This is a genomic window from Parabacteroides massiliensis (genome assembly GCF_900155425.1).
Taxonomy (GTDB): Bacteria; Bacteroidota; Bacteroidia; order Bacteroidales; family Tannerellaceae; genus Parabacteroides; species Parabacteroides massiliensis.
On record NZ_LT700191.1, the window covers coordinates 1,689,546 to 1,711,822 of the forward strand.

16 protein-coding genes are annotated in these 22,277 nt (G+C 47.7%); 8 read left to right on the forward strand and 8 right to left on the reverse strand.

Going from position 1 to position 22,277, the window contains the following annotated elements; all coding sequences use genetic code 11:
- Window positions 1-6: 6 nt before the first annotated feature.
- Both BQ9893_RS17810 and BQ9893_RS17815 read right to left on the reverse strand, forming a co-directional pair.
- The gene (locus tag BQ9893_RS17810) at window positions 7-615 is read right to left on the reverse strand and encodes an L-threonylcarbamoyladenylate synthase (protein ID WP_075967164.1); all 609 of its coding nucleotides are present in this window, start codon (window positions 613-615) and stop codon (window positions 7-9) included.
- 108 nt (window positions 616-723) lie between these two features.
- Window positions 724-1,581 carry an enoyl-ACP reductase FabI gene (locus BQ9893_RS17815; RefSeq protein WP_075967165.1) on the reverse strand — a complete coding sequence of 286 codons (858 nt, stop codon included), beginning with the start codon at window positions 1,579-1,581 and terminating at the stop codon, window positions 724-726.
- A 223-nt stretch (window positions 1,582-1,804) separates the two neighbouring features.
- On the opposite strand from BQ9893_RS17815, the gene BQ9893_RS17820 reads away from it, so the two are divergent.
- Window positions 1,805-3,574 (forward strand): hypothetical protein, encoded by a 1,770-nt coding sequence (locus BQ9893_RS17820; protein WP_167369885.1) that lies wholly within the window; start codon window positions 1,805-1,807, stop codon window positions 3,572-3,574.
- A 128-nt stretch (window positions 3,575-3,702) separates the two neighbouring features.
- Here the strand turns inward: BQ9893_RS17820 and BQ9893_RS17825 are convergent, their stop codons facing one another.
- Both BQ9893_RS17825 and BQ9893_RS17830 read right to left on the reverse strand, forming a co-directional pair.
- A complete protein-coding gene (locus BQ9893_RS17825; RefSeq protein WP_075967167.1) occupies window positions 3,703-6,168 on the reverse strand; it encodes a bifunctional UDP-N-acetylmuramoyl-tripeptide:D-alanyl-D-alanine ligase/alanine racemase in 2,466 nt (821 codons plus the stop codon).
- 20 nt (window positions 6,169-6,188) lie between these two features.
- Window positions 6,189-7,172, reverse strand: coding sequence for a GSCFA domain-containing protein (locus tag BQ9893_RS17830; RefSeq protein ID WP_075967454.1), 984 nt, complete (start codon window positions 7,170-7,172; stop codon window positions 6,189-6,191).
- A gap of 129 nt (window positions 7,173-7,301) precedes the next feature.
- Between BQ9893_RS17830 and BQ9893_RS17835 the strand changes: the two genes are divergently transcribed.
- From BQ9893_RS17835 to porU, 3 genes are read left to right on the forward strand one after another with little or no spacing between them, the layout of a single operon-like run.
- Window positions 7,302-7,952: a redox-sensing transcriptional repressor Rex gene (locus tag BQ9893_RS17835; RefSeq protein WP_075967168.1), complete on the forward strand. Its 651-nt coding sequence runs from the start codon at window positions 7,302-7,304 to the stop codon at window positions 7,950-7,952.
- Between the two features lie 3 nt (window positions 7,953-7,955).
- On the forward strand, window positions 7,956-8,570 hold the full coding sequence (locus BQ9893_RS17840; RefSeq protein ID WP_075967169.1) for a fumarylacetoacetate hydrolase family protein: 615 nt from the start codon (window positions 7,956-7,958) through the stop codon (window positions 8,568-8,570).
- Between the two features lie 16 nt (window positions 8,571-8,586).
- Window positions 8,587-11,955 carry a type IX secretion system sortase PorU gene (gene porU, locus BQ9893_RS17845; protein ID WP_075967170.1) on the forward strand — a complete coding sequence of 1,123 codons (3,369 nt, stop codon included), beginning with the start codon at window positions 8,587-8,589 and terminating at the stop codon, window positions 11,953-11,955.
- Here porU and BQ9893_RS17850 read toward each other — a convergent pair.
- The 3 genes from BQ9893_RS17850 to BQ9893_RS17860 are packed head-to-tail and all read right to left on the reverse strand — an operon-like array spanning window position 11,944 to window position 14,733.
- Entirely contained in the window at window positions 11,944-13,224 is a 1,281-nt protein-coding gene (locus BQ9893_RS17850) for a DUF6080 domain-containing protein (RefSeq protein ID WP_075967171.1), read from the reverse strand. The two genes, porU and BQ9893_RS17850, sit on opposite strands and share 12 nt — an antisense overlap.
- A 17-nt stretch (window positions 13,225-13,241) precedes the next feature.
- Window positions 13,242-13,835 carry an HAD-IB family hydrolase gene (locus BQ9893_RS17855; RefSeq protein ID WP_075967172.1) on the reverse strand — a complete coding sequence of 198 codons (594 nt, stop codon included), beginning with the start codon at window positions 13,833-13,835 and terminating at the stop codon, window positions 13,242-13,244.
- Window position 13,836: 1 nt separating this feature from the next.
- The gene (locus BQ9893_RS17860) at window positions 13,837-14,733 is read right to left on the reverse strand and encodes a decaprenyl-phosphate phosphoribosyltransferase (RefSeq protein WP_075967173.1); all 897 of its coding nucleotides are present in this window, start codon (window positions 14,731-14,733) and stop codon (window positions 13,837-13,839) included.
- Window positions 14,734-14,879: 146 nt separating this feature from the next.
- On the opposite strand from BQ9893_RS17860, the gene porV reads away from it, so the two are divergent.
- Window positions 14,880-16,043 (forward strand): type IX secretion system outer membrane channel protein PorV, encoded by a 1,164-nt coding sequence (gene porV, locus BQ9893_RS17865; protein ID WP_075967174.1) that lies wholly within the window; start codon window positions 14,880-14,882, stop codon window positions 16,041-16,043.
- Between the two features lie 26 nt (window positions 16,044-16,069).
- Window positions 16,070-16,546, forward strand: coding sequence for a 2-C-methyl-D-erythritol 2,4-cyclodiphosphate synthase (ispF, locus tag BQ9893_RS17870; protein ID WP_005634408.1), 477 nt, complete (start codon window positions 16,070-16,072; stop codon window positions 16,544-16,546).
- 136 nt (window positions 16,547-16,682) lie between these two features.
- Here the strand turns inward: ispF and BQ9893_RS17875 are convergent, their stop codons facing one another.
- Window positions 16,683-18,578, reverse strand: a complete 1,896-nt coding sequence (locus BQ9893_RS17875; RefSeq protein WP_075967175.1) for a sensor histidine kinase — start codon at window positions 18,576-18,578, stop codon at window positions 16,683-16,685.
- Window positions 18,579-18,695: 117 nt separating this feature from the next.
- Here BQ9893_RS17875 and BQ9893_RS17880 point away from each other — a divergent pair, with 117 nt between their 5' ends.
- Both BQ9893_RS17880 and BQ9893_RS17885 read left to right on the forward strand, forming a co-directional pair.
- Complete coding sequence (locus BQ9893_RS17880; RefSeq protein WP_075967176.1) at window positions 18,696-19,040, forward strand: translation initiation factor; 345 nt, start codon at window positions 18,696-18,698, stop codon at window positions 19,038-19,040.
- Window positions 19,041-19,044: 4 nt separating this feature from the next.
- Window positions 19,045-22,272: a UvrD-helicase domain-containing protein gene (locus BQ9893_RS17885; protein ID WP_075967177.1), complete on the forward strand. Its 3,228-nt coding sequence runs from the start codon at window positions 19,045-19,047 to the stop codon at window positions 22,270-22,272.
- Window positions 22,273-22,277 lie beyond the last annotated feature (5 nt).

The following is a 22,277-nucleotide window of genomic DNA, read 5'->3' on the forward strand; positions in this document are numbered from 1 at the left end:
ATTCGTTTAATAGATTAATTCACCTTTTCCTTGGCGGACAATTTCAAAGTCGTCTGTCGTGCAGTCGATGACGGTCGAAGCCTCCGTGCCTCCGTAACCACCGTCGATGACGATGTCCACCTCGTTTTCATACTTCTCTTCGATCAGTTCGGGATCGGTACTGTATTCGATGATGTCGTCTTCGTCATGCAAAGACATGGTCAGGATCGGGTTTCCGAGTTCCCGTACGAGTGTGCGGATAATATTATTGTCCGGCACACGGATACCCACCTCTTTTCTGTTCTTGTATATCTTGGGTAGTTCGCTGCTGGTAGGCAGGATGAAGGTAAAGGCGCCCGGCAGGTTCTTCTTCATCAACTTGAAAGCAGCGTTGCTCACTTTGGCATATTCGCTCAGGTTGGAGAGGTCATAACAGATAATGGACAGGTTGCTTTTCTGCGGGTTGACGCCTTTCATCTGGCATATCTTTTCGACTGCACGTACATTCAATGCGTCGCAACCAATAGCATAAACGGTGTCGGTCGGGTAAATCACGAGGCCGCCGTTGCGCATGATATTGACCACTTTGTCTATCTCCCTGAGATTGGGGTTTTCGGGGTATATTTTTACGAGCATAGCGTTATGAGTTGAAAGGTGAGAGTTGAAAGGTGAAAGTGGAAAGTTTACTTCGTGTTTCCTCAAACTTTCAACTTTCACCTTTCAGCTTTCACCTGATTTACGGTTTTAGCCGTAAATGATGTGTCCGTTTTCGTCGGTATATTCTTCCAGACCTTTGCTGTACTGGTTCATGGCACGAAGGCTCATGCCCATGCTTGAGAAGCCACCGTCGTGGTAGAGATTCTGCATCGTGACTTTGCGGGTGAAGTCGGAAAACATCATGACGCAATAGTCTGCACATTCGTCGGCTGTGGCATTGCCCAGCGGACTCATCTTTTCGGCGAAATCCATCAAATGGTCCATTCCTTTCACACCGCTACCGGCCGTAGTCAGCGTCGGCGACTGGGAAATGGTATTGATACGTACGTTCTTTTCACGGCCATAGATGTAACCGAAACTGCGGGCTATAGATTCCAACAGGCTCTTGGCATCAGCCATATCGTTGTAGCCGAAGAATGTACGTTGTGCCGCCACATACGAGAGGGCGACCACCGAACCGTATTCGGCAATGGCATCCTGCTTTTTGGCAACCTGCAACATCTTGTGGAAAGAGATTGCGGAGATATCCAGCGTCTTTTCCAACATGGTGTAGTCCAAATCGTCGTAGGTACGTTTCTTACGCACGTTCGGGCTCATGCCGATGGAATGTAAAACGAAATCTATCTTACCCCCTAATACTTCTACTGATCTGGAGAAAACAGTTTCCAAATCTTCCACGCTCGTAGCATCCGCCGGAATAACTTCGGCGTGCAACTTCTCGGCCAAAGCATCCACCTGTCCCATGCGAACCGCGATAGGCGTGTTGCTCAGTGTGATCGTTGCTCCTTCTTCTACGGCTCTTTCAGCCACTTTCCAGGCGATAGACATATCATTCAGCGCACCGAATATAATGCCCCGCTTGCCTTTCAATAAATTATGACTCATTCTTTTTATTTATATATGTTACGGCACAAAAGTACACAAAATGTGCAAGATACGCAATCTTTTACTTTATTTAGGAGGCCGGGCAAAAGTAGTTGTAACTTATTGTTTATATTTGTATATTGTTGAAGAAGGAAATAGACAGAGATCGGTTAATTTGAAAGAGTGAATATAAATGAGGAAAAATCTATTTAATGTTTTATGTGTTCTCCTGGGATTGAATCTTATGCTTTCAATGTGTAACCGGGCGAATGCGCAGATTGTTTCGTCCAGTAAAGCGGATACATGGGAAGCCATAGATGGATTAGGACGGAAATTGCCGGATGCCCAAAAAGCCGGCAAGCCTCGTAAGGATCGTTTTGTCGGTCTGTTTTATTTTGTTTGGCACGGAGCTCATGGGTATGATAAGCATATGACCACGTTGCCGGATGAGGGAGTTCGGCCAAAATCTCCAGAAGATGTGAATAGTCCCTATGATATAACTCGCTTATTAAAAGAGAACCCGGAAAATCCGGCTTATGGGCCGGAACCTGCCTTCCATTACTGGAGTGAACCTTATTTCGGCTATTATCTGCCGGATGACGAGTGGATTATACGTAAACATGCACAAATGCTCTCCGATGCTGGCGTCGACGTTATTATTTTCGATATTACCAATGGGGCGATTTATCAGCCGCAAGTGTTGAAGATTGCGGAAGTATATACACGGTTGCGTGCCGAGGGCATTTCTACGCCTTCGGTTAGTTTTATGATTAATTCTAATTCGGTTTCAACAGCAAACCGTTTATATGAGCAGTTTTATAAAAAAGGATTGTATTCTTCTTTATGGTTTAGATGGAAAGGACGGCCTTTATTACTATGTAATCCGGAAGGCCTTTCGGAAGAGATCGTGGATTTTTTCACGTTGCGTCAGTCGTGGGCATGGACGAAAGGCCAAGAATGGTTTGCTGACGGGAAAGACAAATGGCCATGGTTGGATCATACTCCGCAAGGATATGGCTGGCATGAAAGCCCGGATAGGCCGGAGCAAATGCCTGTTTGTATAGCTGAACATCCGATTTCCAATATCGGACGGAGTTTTCACGATGGGAAGGAACCGGATTCGCAGCATCTTCGTTCGAAAGAAGGACTTTATTTCAAAGAACAATGGGAACGTGCATTGGAGGCTGATCCTGAATTTATTTTTATTACGGGATGGAATGAATGGGTCGCAATGCGTTTTACGAATGGTGCTGCTGGGGGTATGTTGGGTAAGCCTATAAAGAAAGAGGATACATTCTTTGTCGATTTGTATAATGAGGAATACAGCCGTGATGCAGAACCTGAAAATGGAGAATTAGCTGACCATTATTATTGGCAAATGGTGGATGGCATACGTCGTTTTAAGGGAGTGCGGGAAGTTATCCCGGTAAAAAAATCTTTCCCGATAATTGTTGATGGCGATTTTGGAGACTGGACTTCTGTCTCTTCTGTTTATTATGATGACAAGGGCGATACTTTTCATCGTAAACATCCGGGCTGGGGGAGAATCAAGGAATATGTAAACACAACGGGACGTAATGATATCGTAGAGGCTCGTATTGCTGATTCCGGCAGTTCTGTCTCTTTTTATGTGAAAACGGCAGAGCCGATAATTGGATGGGAATCCGGACAGGCTATGAATCTTTTTATCCAGGTTGAAGGGGAAAAATCTCCTCAATGGGAAAACTATCAATATATGGTCAATCGTAATCCCGGGAATGAAAATAGTACCAGTATTGAACGCTGTACAGGTGGTTGGAACTGGAAAGTAGAGGGGGAAGTCTCTTATGCTGTTAAAGGGAACGAATTGGAAATACAAGTTCCTAAAAGAATATTGAAAATCGGCTCTGATTATATTCTGAATTTCAAATGGACGGATAATGTGCCGTTGGATGGAAATCCGATGCATTTTTTGGATAAAGGAGATGCTGCTCCCAATGCACGATTTAATTATCAATTTATATATGGGAAATAGAGCTTTGAGGCCGTAAAGATGAGATTTAGGGGAACAGGGCATTGTCGCCTGTTGTGTGAAAATAAGATAGCCGGCACGGATCGTTCGTAGTTGAAGGAGCTGCCGGCTATCTTTATTTCTGTTTTTGTTTATTCCCTGTAGTAAACTCTTTTTACCCTTGGCGAGATCGAGGTCAGTATCTCGTACGGGATGGTCTTCAGCTTGTCTGATAGTTCGCTGACGGGGAGTTCTTCGCCGAAGATGATGACGGTGTCCCCTTCGCGTGCATCAATATCGGTGACGTCGATCATACAGGCGTCCATGCAGATATTGCCGATAATCGGACAACGATGTCCGTTGATCACGACTTCACCGCCGCCATTGCTGAAATGGCGGTCCAGGCCGTCGGCATACCCGATCGGGATAATCGCGATACGTGAATCGCGCTTTACATAGCTCATCCGGCTGTAGCCGATGGAATCGCCTGCCGGGACGTTTTGTATCTGCAAGATGGTCGTCTTCAGCGTGCTGATGTTTCGCAACCCTTTCTGGCCGGAGGCGCTGACGCCGTACAGGCCGATGCCGAGACGTACCATATCCATCTGGTAATCGGTGAACCGTTCGATTCCCGCCGAATTCAGGATATGCTTGATCACCTTGTATTCCAGTCCGGCTTCCAGTTCTGCTGCCGCGCGGGTGAATGTATCCAATTGCTTTTTCGTGAAATCGTCGAAGATATAGGAGTCGCTACCTACGAGATGAGAGAATACGGAGCGGGCGACTACGCCGCTTTGTCCTTTCAGCCGGCGACAAACCTCCGGTATATCTTCCGGCTGGAACCCTAAACGGTGCATACCTGTGTCGATCTTGATGTGGATCGGATAGGAGGTGATGCCCCTGCGTTCCGTCTCTTTTATCATCGCGTCGAGCAGGCGGAAGCTGTACACTTCCGGTTCCAACTGGTTTTCAAACAAGACATTGAAGCTGCTGAATTCCGGATTCATGACGATAAGCGGGATCGAGATGCCTTCCTTGCGCAGTTCCTCCCCTTCGTCGGCAACGGCAACGGCCAAGTAGTCGCAACGATGCTCTTGCAAAGTCTTTGCCAGTTCGTAGGAACCTGCGCCATATCCGAAAGCTTTGACCATGCAAACCATCTTAGTCTCCGGTTTCAGTTTCGAGCGGTAGTAGTTGAAGTTATGGACAACGGCATCCAGGTTCACTTCCAGGATCGTCTCGTGTACTTTCTTCTCCAGCAGTTCGGAAATACGCTCGAAATGGAATTGGCGGGAACCTTTTATCAGGATCAATTCGTCTTTGAACTTTTTGAAGGACGGAGACTTGATGAATTCCTCCGTCGTCAGGTAAAATTCTTTTTCAATATCAAAGACACTGCCATACTCTTTCAGGTCGCGGCCGATACCGATAATACGGTCTATCTTCTTTCTGCGCACCAGATCTGCGACTTTCTTATACAACGACTTCGGCAGTGTCCCCGATTGCAGGATGTCCGAAAGGATCAACGTGCATTTCAGGCCTTTTTCTACGCGGCGGCTCTGCTGGAAATCGAGAGCGATATCCAAAGAGTTGATATCCGAATTGTAAGTGTCGTTTATCAACAGGCAGTTGTTGATACCTTGCTTTACGTCCAAGCGCATGGCAACCGGTTCGAGGCGCTTGAACTTTTCGACATCGTTCACGCTCGTAGGCTTCAGGTACAACATCACGGCCATGCAGTGGATGACGTTTTCGATAGAAGCATCGTCAGTAAAAGGAATCGTATAGGTCCGGTCAAAACCTAAAAGCGTGCAGCGAATGATGGTTTCGGATTCCAGCTTTTTGATCGATTCGATGTATAAAGGCGCTTCCGAGTCTGTCCGGCTCCAGGTGATAGCCTTGTGGGATAGGCAGGCCGACTCGATGCAGTTGGAGATGAAGGCATCGTTACCGTCATAAATGATCGCTTCGCAGTCGTTGAACAAGGTCAGCTTTTCCAGGCATTTCTGCGTGGAAGATATAAAGTTCTCCTGGTGTGCTTCCCCTATATTTGTGATCACGCCGATGGTCGGTGCGATGATGGGTTGCAGGCGTTCCATTTCGTCCGGTTGGGAAATGCCGGCTTCGAAAATTCCTAATGTATTTTTGTCGTTCATCTGCCATACCGACAGCGGGACTCCCAATTGCGAATTGTAGCTCCGGGGCGAGCGGACGATGTTAAACTCGTTATGTAATAGTTGATATAGGAACTCTTTTACAATCGTTTTCCCGTTGCTCCCTGTGATGCCGATTACCGGAATATTGAAACGTTTCCGGTGATGGGCTGCTAACTTCTGGAGTGCTTTCAGCGTATCCTTGACGACAAGGAAGTTTGCTTCCGGCATCGACTCGAACTCCGGTAAAACAGTGCTGACTACGAAGTTGCGTACACGTAGCTTATATAATTCTTGTATATAATTATGTCCGTCGTTGGTCTTTGTCTGGAGGGCAAAGAATAGGCTTTGTTCCGGAAATGAAAGACGGCGGCTGTCGGTGAGCAAGATGCTGACAGTAGCATCCTGTAATTTCTTGGCGTCAGCTCCCATTATCCTGGCGATCTCTTTAATTGAATATTCCATTCTTTTCTCTATAATTAGGTTTAGAATTTCTTTTTAATCATTTCGATTTCATTTGTCATATCAAAGTAAGGGAATTTCTCGTTAAGTCGTTCCATCTTTAACAAAGTTTGCGAGATGAATTGTTTGTAGGCTTCGCTTTCCGGCTGAAACGGTTTGTGGTTAATAGCCTTTTGGATATCCTTCCATTCTTTAAGGATAGACTGCGAATCAGGTGAAAGCATGTTGCCCGTGAACTGTTCCCAGATGTATTCGACAGCTGCGGAGGATGGGTGCAGCATATCGTCGGCATAGAAACGATAGTCTCTCAATTCATCCATCATGATTTCGTAAGCAGGGAAATAGGCGGTATGTTCCGGAAATTCCTTTTGCAGCGCATCGATGGCAAGCAGGAGCGTGGCTTTGCTTAGCTGGTTGCCGTGCGCCCCGTCTTTCCAATGGCGGATCGGGCTGACGGTGAAGAGTATCTTCAGTTCCGGATTCTGTTCCCAAAGCGAAAGAAGCAGGCTTTTCCATTCTGCTACGATCTCCTCGACGGTGAGCAGTTGCCGGTCGAACATCTTTTCCGGTAGTTTATGGCAATTGGAAACGATTTTTCCCGAACTTTTCAGCCTGTAGACCCGTGCCGTGCCGAAAGTAACGATCATCCGCCGGGCTTCCCGTATTTTGTCGGCTGAACTGAACAGCCGCGTATTAATATTTTCCAGGCATTCCGTTTCCGAAGGTGAGGAGAAACGGCTGTGATGGCTGAAACTATGGTAGATCCCTTCATGCCGGAAAAGGTCATCCCCGGTGAACCGTTCCGGCCGAAGCAGCATGCGAATCGCTTCGGCTATGGATGAAGGATTATAAAGTGTACCGAATGGGTTTAGATCGGTCTTGAACTTATTTTCTTCCAGTTTCTTTCCGATGTTTTCAACAAAACAGGAACCAAGTAAAACCGTTTGCTCCGTATAAGAAAATGTAAACGGGGCTTTCGGAATGGAGATGCGGGTGTAGAATTCCATCATTTTTGATTTGATTTGTTTTAGTAATCACGTTGATTTCACCTCTCTTTTTTCACACAAATGTAACCTATTTTTCTATTCCCGAAGAAAAAATTGTACTTTTGTGAGCTACATTAATAAGATTGAACAATGGCTAACGATGAAATGAAACAAATTTGGAAAGTACCGGAACCGACTCTTAGGAGGTTGCCGTGGTATCTTGCCTTTTTGAAATTGATGAAAGGAAGAGGGGAGACTTTCGTATCATCTACTCAGATTGCCAAAGAAATTAATGTGGATCCCAGTCAGGTGGCGAAAGACCTCTCCTTTGTGAATATTTCAGGAAAGACGCGTGTCGGCTATGAGATCAGTACGCTGGTGGACGTGTTGGAAGATTTCTTGGGTTTTACGGCGCAGCATAAAGCATTCCTGTTCGGCGTCGGTAGCTTGGGGGCCGCTTTGTTGCAGGATTCCGGTCTGAAACAATACGGCTTGGAGATTGTCGGAGGCTTCGATGTCCGCCGGGAACTTGCCGGAACCGAGATCAACGGGATACCGGTCTACCATATGGATGATTTTCCTGCCAAGCAGAAAGAATACGGAGCGACGATCGGAGTGATCACCGTCCCGGTCAACAAGGCGCAGGAAGTGACCGAACAGATTATCGCCGGAGGGATCAAGGCTTTGTGGAACTTCACCCCGTTCCGTATCCGTGTGCCGGAAGATATCGTAGTGCAAAATACCTCTATGTACGCTCACCTTGCCGTGATGTTCAACCGCTTGAATTCAATCAATCACTGACATATGAAAATAATAGCCGTAGGAATGAATTATGCCGCCCACAATAAAGAGCTGCATCATTCGTTAGAATTATCGGAGCCTACTATCTTTATGAAGTCCGACTCTTCGTTGCTGAAGGATGGCAAACCGTTCTTTATCCCTGATTTCTCTTCGGAGATTCATTACGAAACGGAGATCGTCGTGAAGATAGACCGGTTGGGAAAAAACATTGCCGAACGTTTCGCTCACCGTTACTATAACGAGGTGACGGTAGGAATTGACTTTACAGCCCGCGACTTGCAAAATAAACTGCGTGCGCGAGGGTTGCCTTGGGAAATCAGTAAGGCGTTCGATAATTCGGCTGTTCTCGGAACGTTCGTCCCTGTAGAGCGTGTGGGAGATGTGAACCGCATCCCTTTCCACTTGGATATTAACGGGAAAACCGTTCAGGAAGGAAACACGCAGGACATGCTTTTCCCAGTCGACAAGATCATAGCTTATGTGAGTCGTTTCTTTACGTTGAAGATAGGCGACCTGATCTATACCGGAACCCCGGTAGGCGTGGGGCCGGTCAAGATAGACGACCACTTGCAGGGATATATCGGCGAGCAGAAGCTGCTGGATTTCTTTGTGAGATAACACGGAAAAAGAACGTATGAAGAGAATCTTATATACCTTGCTGTTTGTATTCGGTCTGCTCGCATCTGCATGGGCGGATGGTAGCCGATATGCTTCCGAGTCGGTGTTGAACTCCGGGAAATGGGTGAAGATACAGGTGGCGGAAGATGGTATTTACAAACTGACGGCTGCCGACCTGAAGAAGATGGGCTTTTCCAATTTAGACAAAGTCGCTGTCTGTGGTTACGGAGGCTGGCCTTTGGATGAAGATTTCTCTACTGCTTATATTGATGATGTCCCAGAAGTAGCCGTGTGGAGGAATGCGGATTATCTGTTGTTTTACGGGAAGGGGCCGCGCAAATGGGAATATTCCTCTTCCGATAAGTCTTTTATCCACACCAACAATCCTTATTCCAATTACGGATATTATTTCGTGACCGAAAAAGAAACGGCCGGACGTACGATGGAAAAGGCTGCATCTGCCGATGGAGCCACTCTGCAGGTGACGACTTTCGATGACTATGTTTTGCACGAAGAAGAGTTGGTCTCGGTGAACAGCTCCGGGCGTGAACTGTATGGCGAATCGTTTACCTCTACTTTATCCCGCGATTTCACGATATCGGTTCCGGGCATTACGAACGACGAGGGAAAGGCAACCCTGTCTTTTATCTCCCGTGGAAACGGAACGATCACCATGAATGTCGATGGAAATTCTTTGATATCCGGTTCTGTCTCTGTCCCGTCGGACGAATACGAAGTGGCACGGGAATTGTATCGTGAAAGAGCTTGGACCGCTGATAAAGGTGAAACTGTAAAGGTCAACATCGGATACAGTACGACCGGACATAAGAACGTGTACTTGAACTATTTCCGTCTTCAGATGAAGAGGCAATTGAAAGTATATGATGATTATACATTCTTCCGCAGCCTCTCGGCTGTAGGCAATGCTTCCCGCTTTGTGGTTCAGGGTGCCGATGCCAATACACTGGTTTTTGATGTGACCGACGGTATAAATCCGCTGCAGATGGAAACATCCCTGAACGGGACGGAACTGTCTTTTTCTATTCCCGCCTCCGCTTCCTTGAGGGAGTTCGTCGCAGTGAAGCCTTCGCAGATTAAAGCACCCGTGACAGTCGGTGAGGTGGCGAACCAGGATCTGCATGCCTTGGCACAGCAAGATATGATCATTATCGCCCAACCTAATTTCACAACTCAGGCGGAACGTTTGGCGGAAGCGCATCGGACAAAGGATAACCTGACGGTCCGGGTGGTGACGCCGGAAGCGATTTATAATGAGTTTTCCAGTGGTACGTCGGATGCAACCGCTTATCGCCGTTTTATGAAAATGTTCTACGACCGGCAGACTTCAGAGGCTGACGCCCCCAAATATTTACTCTTGTTCGGCGATGGTTCGTATGATAACCGAAAACTGACTTCCTCCTGGAAATCAGTGGATATGAGCAATATGTTGCTGACGTATCAGACGGATGAGTCGCTGAATCAGCATTCCTATGTAGTGGACGACTATTTTGGTTTTCTGGATGATGCGGATGACAAGGTATCGCTTCTTTATAGAAAAAAAGTATGTTTAGGCATCGGACGCTTCCCTGTCAGAACTGTGGAGCAGGCGACCCAGGCTGTGGATAAGGTAATCTCTTATATGGAAAACAAAAATACGGGTTTGTGGAAAAACAATCTGTGTTTTATGGCTGACGACGGTAACAATGCGGACAGTTTTACAACCGATCATATGAGTTACGCGAATCAGTTGGCTACTTATATCGAAAGCGAACATCCTGAATTTTTGGTCAATAAACTGTATTATGATGCCTACAAAAAGGATATGGCGGCAGGAACTTATCCGGATGTACGGAGTGGGTTGCAAAAACTTTTAAAAGACGGATTGTTGTTGTTCAATTATACGGGACATGGGGGGACAACGGGTTTAAGCGATGAGAAAGTGTTGACACAAACAGATATCAACCAGTTTACTTATACCCATCTGCCGGTATGGATTACGGCAACGTGTGATTTTACACGATTCGACGACTTGAATACTTCTGCCGGAGAAGATGTATTTTTGAGTAAAAACAGCGGAGGCATTGCGTTGTTTACGACTGTCCGTGTTGCTTACTCCAGACCGAATTTTCCGATAAACAATAGTGTGATCCGTAACTTGTTCGAGAGAAACAATGGGCGTCGCCGTACGTTGGGAGAAGCGATGCAGGCAACAAAAAACGCCTTGTCGTCTGTTTATAAACTGGGTTTCTGCTTGATCGGCGATCCGGCTGTGAAGATGGCTTATCCTGAATACGGGATGAAAGTGACAACCGTAAACGGGCATTCGGCAGATGGAAGCCCGATCTCTTTCAAAGCCTTGGAAAGGATAACGGTCGAAGGAGAGGTGTTGGATGCTTCCGGGCAGTTGGCAACTGATTTTACCGGCATCGTAAACCCGACCGTGAAAGATAGCAAGACGACTGTCACTTGCTTGAAGAACAGCAATAAGGATGACAGTCCGGCTTTTACTTTCACCGATTATCCGAATACGATTTTTATGGGAAATGACTCCGTACGCAACGGCAAGTTCAGTTTCACATTTACAGTCCCGAAAGATATTTCCTATTCCAACCTGCAGGGAAAAATGAACCTGTATGCCGTCGATACGGAAAACGGCAATGAGGCACAGGGTAATTTCGACAACTTCATTGTCGGAGGAACATCCGACACGGCGGAGACCGATACGGTCGGCCCGGAAATCCGTGCCCTTTACCTGAACGACACGACGTTTGTGGATGGTGGCCAAGTGAATACGACTCCTTATTTTGTTGCCGAATTGTGGGATAAGAGCGGAGTGAATATCACGGGAAGCAGTGTCGGGCACGATATGATGCTGGTAATAGACGAGTCGACCTACCTGAGTTATAACCTGAACAGCTATTACGAATTATTGCCGGGCGAAGATGGAACCGGCATTGTGAAGTTCCCGATTCCCGCGCTTGAGCCGGGCAAACATACGGCGGAGTTCTGGGTGTGGGATATCCAGAACAACTCGACCATGCGGACGTTTACCTTCGAAGTGGTCGAAGGATTGAAGCCATTCCTGCTCGATGTGATTGCAACACCGGGTATCGCTCGTGAGCAGGTGACTTTCCATCTTATGCACAACCGCCCCGAAAGCCGTATGAAGGTGGGCATCATGGTCTACGATCTGGCTGGCCGCCAGCTTTGGAAACATGAAGAAAGCGGAACTTCCGGCCTGTTCGAAAACTATACGGTCTCCTGGAATCTGACATCAGGCGGTGCCCGTATGCGTCCCGGTGTCTATATCTATCGGGCGGCCATTAGCACCGATAATTCCAAGGAAGCGACGAAAGCACAGAAGTTCATTATTTTAGGTGAATAAGAAGGAACGCATGAGTTCCATCGTGTTTATCGTTGCGGTCAGAACAAAGAAGCCGATAATGGTCCAGTCCAGTATCCGGTACATGCGGACCGGTAGCCGCGTGTATAACCAACCCAGCAGGATCGGGACTGCAAACATCCAATGCCCGCCGAACAGGATCGCCTCGTTCATCCCGTAGCGGATGACAAAATGGATCACGAAGTCGATACTCAGGTACATTAGCAGCAGTTGCACGTATTTGTTTTTCAGGTTGAGCAAAGCCGAAGTCGCGACTAATAACAACAAGAACATGATCGCGGCATAATTCCAACTGTGCAGGTACTCGCTGGGTCGCAATACGACTTCTTTCCCTACCAGTTGTTGTGTGAGAGGCGTGCTTATGATCGTATTGCCCCAAAAATCGACCAGTGCTTGTTTTCCGAATGTCTCGTCATGGATAAAATATTGCCCGAGCTGCCCGACCGCCTCAATAGGAGATTGGCCTTCCGGGTTGAACAACTTTGCTTTGAGGGTGTAAAAGCCCATGACGACAGCAACACAAATGACAAATGGCAGCATGACTTTGCCCCCAGTCCGTATTTTACGCCGAAGCGGAGCTTTGTTCAGGAACAAGGCCATAGCCGGTTTGGCTGCGTTGGTGATCGTTATACCTCCGCAAAGGAAAGTGAGGAAGAGAATGGTCCGTCCTTTTATGTATCCGGTCTGTTTGTATTCCCGGGAAAGCATTAACAACGAGAAGACGAGCAGGAAGAAAGAGAACGGATAGGATTCTGTCGTGAACGACAGGACGACTGTCGTGAAGAAACATCCCGTGAACCCTGTCAGTAACAAGGCCCGGCGGGTGGAAAGCCGGACGATCTGTTTCAGGTAACGGAAGATCAGGACCAGGCCGCCGGTTATCAACAGGTTCATCAGCATCAGGCAGACAATACCGGAAGTTTTCTCTTTGAACAGGGTTGTCAACAGAATTATCAACAACGTTTTCAACAAATGGAAGATGCCGAAGAAAGGATGGCTGACGTCGAATGCGCCTCCGCGCGTGTGGAGATGGAAAAGATTGTCATAGCCCAAATAACTTCCGGCACCCCCGTTAGGGACATCTATCAGTTCCGTATGAAAGAGCATCCCGTAGCCGATACACCCGTAAAGGAGGAAAAAGAAAAGGAAAAGCCCGGCTTCTATCGGGGTCGGTGGAAACAACGTGCGTTTCGTCTCTCGCCACTCGATCCGGAGAGCGCGAAACAGAATAGACAGGCAGGATGGTATCATAGGTATATAATATATGTTTATTTATTGTTGAAAGGTTTGTAATAAGGAACATTTGCGAGGGCGAGCAGTTCTTTGTCGCCACTGCTGTCGCCATATACATAGAGGGTCTCAGAGGCGAAATCCGGATATAACCGGCGGAGCCTGCGCACCTTTTCGCTCCCCTTGCAGTTGGGTGTGGAAAATCGGCCGGTCAACATTTGTCCTTTGACTTCCAGTTCTGTCCCTTCCACAAGCCGGATTCCGATTGTTTGTGCCCAAGGCCGTATCCAGTCAGGTACAGACGCACTGATAATGGCGATCTTGTCCCCTTTTTCCTGATGCCTGCGTATCTCATCCAAGGCGGCAGGATAAACGAAAGCCGGTATACGAGAAGCATATTCAAGGCAAGCCTGACGGAACTCGTCCGTTCTCATCCCCCTCAGGAAAGAAGAGATCACAAGTTCTTTGGCCCGGTGCGTGGAGAGAAAACCCGTTAAGGCTGCCCCTTTCAACAGGGCGATCCAGGGGAGCCGCAGGAGGAAAGCCTTCCATCCGCAAGTCCGAATCAGGAAATCCGGCAGAGAGTCGCGGGAAATAATGGTACCGTCGAAGTCGAATATTGCGATTGCCATATCAGTAAATAAGTAAAGCGAATACGATGAACCAGCCTGCCACGGTCAGCTGCAAAGTGCGGTCCTTCAACAGGATATCGGTCGGGTTGCAGTTGCTCTTCTCCACTAAGATGATCTGCATGTAGCGCATGATGCCTGCCAGGACGAACGGGACTGTGACATACAGGTATTCGCTGCTTCTCGACGTCACTTCGGGAGAAAGCGTATATAATATGTAAGTCACAGCGATTATGGAAGAGAGAAATGACAGGATCACATTCAGGTAGTCGATCGTATATCCGGTAATGTTCTTACGCGAAATCTGTCCGGTTTCCATGAAATTGCGCAAATCGTCCCGTCGTTTGGCAAAAGCGAGGAACAGAGAGAGAATGAATGTCATGATAATCAGCCAGTGCGAAAGCTCTATGTCGCCGGCGACGGCTCCTGCTTCGAGCCGGATGATGAAACCGCAGGCGACGATCATGGCATCGATGATCTGTACCTGCTTGAGGAAAAGCGTATATGCCAGGTTCAGAAGGATGTAGCCTCCTGATGATAACCAGATTTGATTGCCGCTTGTTTGTATGAGATTGAAACAGGCCGCACTCGCTCCATATAGCAGGAACATGAGGATGAGGGCTGTCGTCGGCGTGACCTTCCGGGAGGCGATCGGGCGGAATCGTTTGACCGGATGCAAGCGGTCTTCATCCGCATCCATCAAATCATTGAAAATATATACGCCGCTGGTGAGCAGGCAGAAACTGGCGAACAGGATTGCAACGTTCCGCAACCTGTCCGTATCTCCCATTTCCTGTGCAAAAAACAGGGGTAGAAACAAAATGATGTTTTTTACCCACTGGGAAGGGCGCATCAGAAGGAATAATGCTTTAATTTTGCCTGTCGATTGTATATCTTTCATACTCAAAAGACAAAAGTAGGAATTTTATTCGAGCATACAATAAAGTTCGGATTATTCAGTTTATATATAAGAAATAATAGAGGGTGGTGCGTGAACCGCCCGTACTTTATAGATAACTCGGAAAATAATTAAGGATAGAATATAATATGATAAGTAAATTCAGAATCGGCGTACTCGTTATAATACTAAACTTCTTTGTTTCGGTTGCGGCAACTTGGGGGCAAGATGATCCTTCTTTGCTCCAAATGGCGGTTCCTTCGTTAAATATAGCCCCGGATGCACGAGGTGGCGGTATGGGAGACATGGGGGCGTCCACTTTGCCGGACATCAATTCGCAGTATTGGAATGCGGCCAAATATGCTTTCATGGGAAGTAAGGCGGGAGTCAGTCTGTCTTATACGCCGTGGTTGCGCAAATTGGTCAACGATGTGGCTTTGGTGAATATGACCGGTTATTACAAATTAGGGAATAGCGATTTACAGGCTGTCAGCGCCTCTTTGCGTTATTTCTCATTAGGGGAAGTTAATATATGGGAGAATATCGGGGATGTCCCTTATGGATTGAACCCGTACGAGATGGCGTTCGATGTGGCCTACAGCCGTAAGTTGTCCGAGTCTTATTCGATGGCGGTAACCTTGCGTTACATCCGTTCGGATATGGGGACGGACCAGCATGACGAGAGTTATGCCGGCAATGCTTTTGCTGCCGATATTTCCGGTTATCTGGAAAAATATGTGTTGATGGGAAATGCAGAAGCTTTGTGGAGTTTTGGTTTCAACCTGTCGAATATCGGGAGTAAGATATCGTATGACGGAGGAAATACGAACCAGTACCTTCCGGCAAAACTGACTTTGGGAACGGGTTTGCTTTATCCGATCGATGACTACAACCAGATCGGTTTTTATTTGGACCTGAATAAATACATGGTCCCGTATGCCCCGCAAAAGAAAGAAGGAGAGACGGATACCGACTACCAGGCACGTGTGGAAGACTACAAATCGTGGTCGAGCATTTCCGGTATGATGAAGTCTTTTACCGATTCGCCTAACGGTTTGTTGAAAGAAATCATGGTCTCGGTCGGAGCCGAGTATAGCTATAATGAACAGTTTTTCGTCCGTGGCGGTTACTTTTACGAGAATGCGAATGTCGGCAACCGTAAATACTTTTCTGTCGGTGCCGGTTTCCGTATGAGCGTGTTCCAGTTGGATGCCGCTTATCTGATCAGCACGGTTCCACAGAACCCGTTGGACCAGACGCTTCGTTTCTCCCTGTCTTTTGATATGGACGGGATCAAGAACTTGTTCAGGTGAAAGTTGAAAGTTAAAAGTTGAAAGTAATGAAAGTACGTGTAGGGTTTGGATATGATGTGCATGCGCTGGTGCCGGAACGCGATTTGTGGTTGGGTGGAGTGAAAATAGAACATACGATGGGCTTGCAAGGGCATAGTGATGCGGATGTTTTGATCCATGCTATCTGTGATGCTCTGTTAGGCGCGGCCAATATGCGTGATATCGGGTATCATTTTCCCGATACGGCAGGCGAATATAAGGATATCGACAGTAAAATCCTGTTGTTCGATACGATGGAGTTGCTCCGTGATGCCGGATATACGTTAGGCAATATAGATGCGACCGTTGCAGCTGAACGTCCTAAGCTGAATCCTCATATCCCCGAAATGAAGCGGGTAATGGCCGACGTCCTTCAGGTGGATGTAGAAGATATCTCCATCAAAGCGACGACAACCGAAAAGTTAGGTTTTACCGGACGGCAGGAAGGTATAGCCGCTTATGCAACAGTATTGATACAGAAATAGTCATTTGTTTATTCATCCTTTCTTTGGATATTTTCGAAAGTTTCCCTTGGCTGAAAATTTATTTTCATGCCGGGGAAACTTTTTTTTCATGCTGGTGAAAATAAATTTTCATGCCTATGAAACTAATTTATCCTCCTTATCTGTTTTTCACTTCGCAGGGGATGGTGAACCAGAATGTGCTACCCGCGCCTTCTTTCGATTCTACTCCGATTTCCCCTTTCAGATAATCAACGATCGTATGGCAGATAGACAGGCCGAGTCCTGTTCCTTGGATGAAAGGATCGAATTTGGCAAACCGTTCGAACACATGCGGGATGTTTTCCTCCGCAATGCCTTTTCCCGTATCGGCGACATAGAAGCGCAGGCCGCCTTCCGTCTCTTCATAGCCCATTGTGATGGAGCCTTCGAATGTGAATTTGCAGGCATTGGTCAGGAAATTGGTGACCACCTGCATCAGCCGGTTCTTTTCGGAATGGATAAAACACCCCTTCTCCGGCAAGACACAGATTAGTTTTACGCCCGGTTTGGTTTTGTTGCAAAAGACCTGTTCCAGGCGGTTGAACATGCCGGAAACATCTATGTCGCTATAGGTGAAGTCCATCTTGCCCGCTTCGATCTTGGAGAGATCGAGAATGTCGTTGATGAGTTGCAGCAGTAGCTCGTTGTTCGTTTCGATTATTTTGCGAAATTCTTCCCTGTCTTCTTCCTCTATCTCTCCTTGGGCGATCAGGTTGGAGAAGCCGACGATCGCATTGAGCGGTGTCCGTATTTCATGGCTCATGTTGGCAAGGAAAGCAGTCTTCAGAAGGTTGGCTTCTTCTATCTTCTCTTTCTCCCGCAATTCTTTTTCCATCTTCCTTTTCTGGATAAGGAGGCGGATACGCAAAGTGACGATAGAGGCTGACAGGAAAAGGATGACAATCCCGCAGATGATCGGGACTTTATATTTGTCGAGAAACGTGGGAGGTTCCTCAAAATATACGGCATTTTTAGGATAGTAGGACGGGTCGATGCCATGTGCATACAAATGCTGGTAGTTCAGGTATGTTTGAGGATTGCCTCCGATCCGTTCGCAAGGGACGAAAGTATCTCTTTTTGTTAGGATTTCCCGTATGGTTGTGATGATCGCATCGTTGAAATCTTCGATGGATATATAATGTCCGCCTGCAAAATTCCCGTTTTTGATGTCGAGGTCGACAATCAGATAGACCGGCGTATTGGAGAAACTGCTTGTCATCTTCTGTACATTGTCCGTTAAATAATGGTTTTCTCCTTTTTGAGGGATGGCATACCAGGAATAGTAGATGATCGCGACATCCTTCTTGTTGTAAGTCGTCAACGTGTCCAACAGGTTCTCCGTAGAAAGTTCGGGCCACGACAGGATATCCAGTTCAAGGTTCGGAAACTGTTTCCCCAATACGTTCTGTAGCTCTTGGCGAGTGACGAAACTGATATAGCGGTTGTCGCAGATAAAGGCGATCTTCTTCAGTTCGGGCTGCATCATCCGGATAGTCTCGATCGTTTCCCGGACGTAAAGTGGTTGCCGTAAGGTCGTGACGTTATATCCTTTGATCATCTCGGATGTAGGAATCATGGCTTCCCTGAATCCTAAATTACAGTCGACCATCGCTTTGATATTGCGGGGGACCATGCCTTGCGAGTAGCAGATGAGGCTTGGAACACCTTTCCATTCGTGATCAAAAAGCGGGCGAGTGACGAGCCATGCCGGGTCGCCGATGCAAATGACGGCTTTCGGTGGAAAAGGATATTGCTGCCGCAGATAATCCAGCTTGCGGGCAATCTCCATCGTATCTTTGATTAGCGGAATCTGTAATTCTTCTCCTTTTACCTGAATCATGTCATCGGCAAGTGTGGCACGAATCGTTTCATAGGCCAGATGTGTCCACGTCTCTTTAAAATTGATAGAGTGAAGGACCAATATGTAGTCTTTGGGGCTGTCCTGTTGGCTGCGAAGTTCCGGGCAACACAATGACAGGATAACATATATGAAGAGGAGACCGGTTTTATTCATTCCTGTTGAATTAGAGGATTAATACCCAAGTCTGCGCAAAGATAAGCAATAATGTCCGTAATCTTGTTTATCCCAACGTTAATTTGTAGATTTGACCCCACTAAGAAAAGATGAAATATGAAGAGTAACGACTGGAAGGACCGTCTGGGAGTCATGTATTCAACGAACCCGGATTTTCAATATAATACAGGAAACGAAGAGGAAGAAGAAACGCTTCCGAAAGAAAAACAACAGTTGCGTATCGCATTGGATAAACGGAACCGGGGTGGCAAGGCTGTGACATTGATAACCGGTTTCCGGGGGACGGCCGGCGATCTGGAAGCACTTGGAAAGTTCCTGAAAGTGAAATGCGGTGTCGGTGGCTCGGCCAAAGACGGGGAAATCATCGTACAGGGCGACCTGCGTCCTAAAGTGCTGGAAATATTGCAAAAAGAAGGCTATGTCAAAAGCCGTATAATCTGATCGTATGCTGACAGTCTACAGAGCCTCCGCCGGAGCCGGGAAAACGCATAAGCTGACCGGTGAATACCTGACTTTGCTGTTTACAGGACCGGGCGCTTTTCGCCGTATCCTTGCCGTGACCTTTACGAACAAGGCGACGGACGAGATGAAGACCCGTATTGTCGACGAACTGTATAACTTGGCTTCCGGCCGGAAATCGGATTATGTGGAATTGCTGAAGTCCACTTATTCGTTGACGGAGGTTCAGGTGCGGAAGCAGGCGGCCAAGATATTGATCGATATCCTGCACGATTATTCTGCATTCAATATCAGTACGATCGACCGCTTTTTTCAGCAGACCATGCGTGCCTTTACGCGCGAGATCGGTTTGCAGGGAGGTTATGGGATCGAGATGGACCAGGAGCTGGTGCTCACGACGGCAATCGACAACCTGCTGTCGGATCTCGAAAAGCCCGAAAGCAAGGACTTGTTAGGCTGGCTGCTTCGGTTTGCGGAAGATAAGATAGAGAACGGAGGGGAATGGAATCTCCGTAAAGATATTATGGCCCTGAGCCGGGAGGTGTTCAAGGAAAGCTATAAGGCTTTCAGCGACGCGGTCGGTCGGGACATAGAAGACAAGAAGGCGCTGGATGACTACAAGAATGAGCTGTACGGCATCATCCGCTCGGTGGAGGCGACTGCCAAAGAGTTAGGAGAACGTGGCCTGGCGATCCTGGATAAATATGGGCTCAAAGTCTCTGATTTCAAAGGAGGGAGCCGTTCGCCCCTGACCTTTTTCGACCGTCTGGTTCAAGGAGAGATGAAAGAGCCGTCTGCTACTTTTATCGGTCTGGCGGATAACCTGGACGGCTGTTTCACGAAAACGGTTTCGCTCGGCACCCGACAGATCATCGGATGTGCTTTTGAGGATGGCCTGAACGATTGTATAAAAGGTATTATATCTTTGTTTAATAACCTGACAGCCTATAATACCGCCCGTGAAATTGTCCGCTATTATTATACGTTGGGTATCCTGACCGATGTCTCCCGTCAGATAGCCGCCTACCGGGAAGAAAAGAATGTGATGTTGATTGCCGACACGACCGAATTGCTCAGTAAGGTGATCGGAGGAAGCGAGGCCCCTTTCATTTATGAAAAGACCGGTACGCATGTCGACCATTATATGATAGACGAGTTTCAGGACACCAGCGGAATGCAGTGGAACAACTTCCGTCCGCTGATCGAAGAGAGTCTCGCGCATAATCGTGACAACCTGATCGTGGGAGACGTGAAGCAAAGCATTTACCGTTTCCGTAACTCGGACTGGAAGTTGCTGGACGAACAGGTTCAATCCGATTTCCCAGCCGAAGAAGTCCATGAAGAGACGCTGAAAGATAATTGGCGCAGTTGCCGGAATATAGTCGAATTCAACAATGCCTTGTTTACGACACTTCCCTGTGCTCTCCAGGCGTTGTATAACGAAACGCTGTCCGTCTCATCCCTCAATGAAGAGCAGCGTGCGGCCTTTTTCACCAAAATCATGTCTGCCTACGATAAATGTTTTCAACAGGTTCCTCCTCCTTTTAAGCAGAAAGACGGGCATGTGCGGATTGAATTCCTCTCCGGTGACGACGACAAAGATTGGAAAGAGGAGGCTTTGGAACGATTGCCCGGCGTGTTGGAGAAACTGCAGGACAACGGCTATGCCCTGAAAGACATTGCGATCCTTGTCCGCACTAACCAAGAAGGTGCACAGGTGGCGGATACTTTGTTGGCTTATAAGGAAGAGAATCCTTCCGACCGCTACAACTACGATATTATTTCGGATGAGGCCCTGTATGTCAGCGGTTCGACGGTTGTCCGCTTCATGGTTTCCCTGTTGCGCTACCTGAAGAACCCCGAAGACCGGACGAACGAGCAGATCGCTCTATACTCCTATCAAGTGTTGAAGGGTATATTTGGTATCGAAGCCCCGGCTTTTCCGCCTGAAGTCGTTTCTGCCCTGCAAATCCTCTCCCGTCGGTCCCTCTATGAAATAACGGAAGGTCTGTTCCGGCTTTTTGCCGATGACTTTCCCGAAAACGAGCAGGTTTTTGTCCAGGCATTCCTGGATATGGTGTCCGAATATACCCAGAAGGAGAGCGCGGACCTGAACCGTTTCCTGAAATGGTGGGACGAAACGGGCTGCCGGAAAACAATTGCCACGCCGGACGGACAGAACGCGATCCGCATCCTGACGGTTCATAAATCGAAGGGGCTGGGCTTTAAGGTCGTAATCATTCCTTTCGGGGATTGGGAGATCGACCATAAGCCGACAAAACCGGTGATCCTCTGGTGTCACCCGGAAGAGAAGCCGTTCGATCGCCTGCACCTGGTTCCCGTACGCTACGGCCAGTCGCTCGGAAAGACAATTTTTGCAGGTGATTACTTTAAAGAACGTTTGCATGCCTTTATCGATAACCTGAACACGTTGTATGTCGCTTTTACCCGTTCGAAAGAGGAACTGATCGTTTTCTCGCCTCGCCCGAAGAAGATGAAGGAAGAAACCGGTGAGGTGGAAAAGATATCGACCTTGACCGATGCCTTGTGGGTCGGCCTGCATACGGATATGCCCGATACGCGGGAGGGAGAGAAACTGATCTCGTTGCCTGCAGCTTTCGATACCGGAACAGGCGTTTTCGAACTGGGCGACTGGTGGCATCCGGCTGCAAAAGAAGAAAACGGGGATGCTCAGGAGATCGGGATGGCGCGCCTTAGCTCCATTTCTCCGGACGACCGTTTGCAATTACGCCTGCATGGTAAAGGCTATTTCTTCGATAATACCCGCCGAAAACACGGGGCTTTGATGCATGAGGTGTTGAGCCGTATACGTACCCGGAAAGATATTCCGCAGTCGGTCGAACGGTATCGTCTGGAAGGAGTTATCGACAAAGAGGAAGCCGTGGCACTCGTCGCTCGTCTCGAAGAGTTGTTGAACCGGCCGGAAGTCGCCTCTTGGTATGACGGTGCCGCACGTGTGTTGAACGAAGTCGATATCCTGTTCGGCAAAGGACTGTCCAAACGTCCGGACCGTGTGATGATCACCGGAAACCATGTGGTCGTGGTCGACTATAAGTTTGGAGAACATACTGACCGGCGCTATCATAATCAGGTAAGAAACTACCTGAAACTGATCCGGCAAATGGGCTATGACGATGTTGAAGGATTCCTTTGGTATGTTGAATTAAGCAAAATAGAAGCTGTGAAAGGGTGATATAT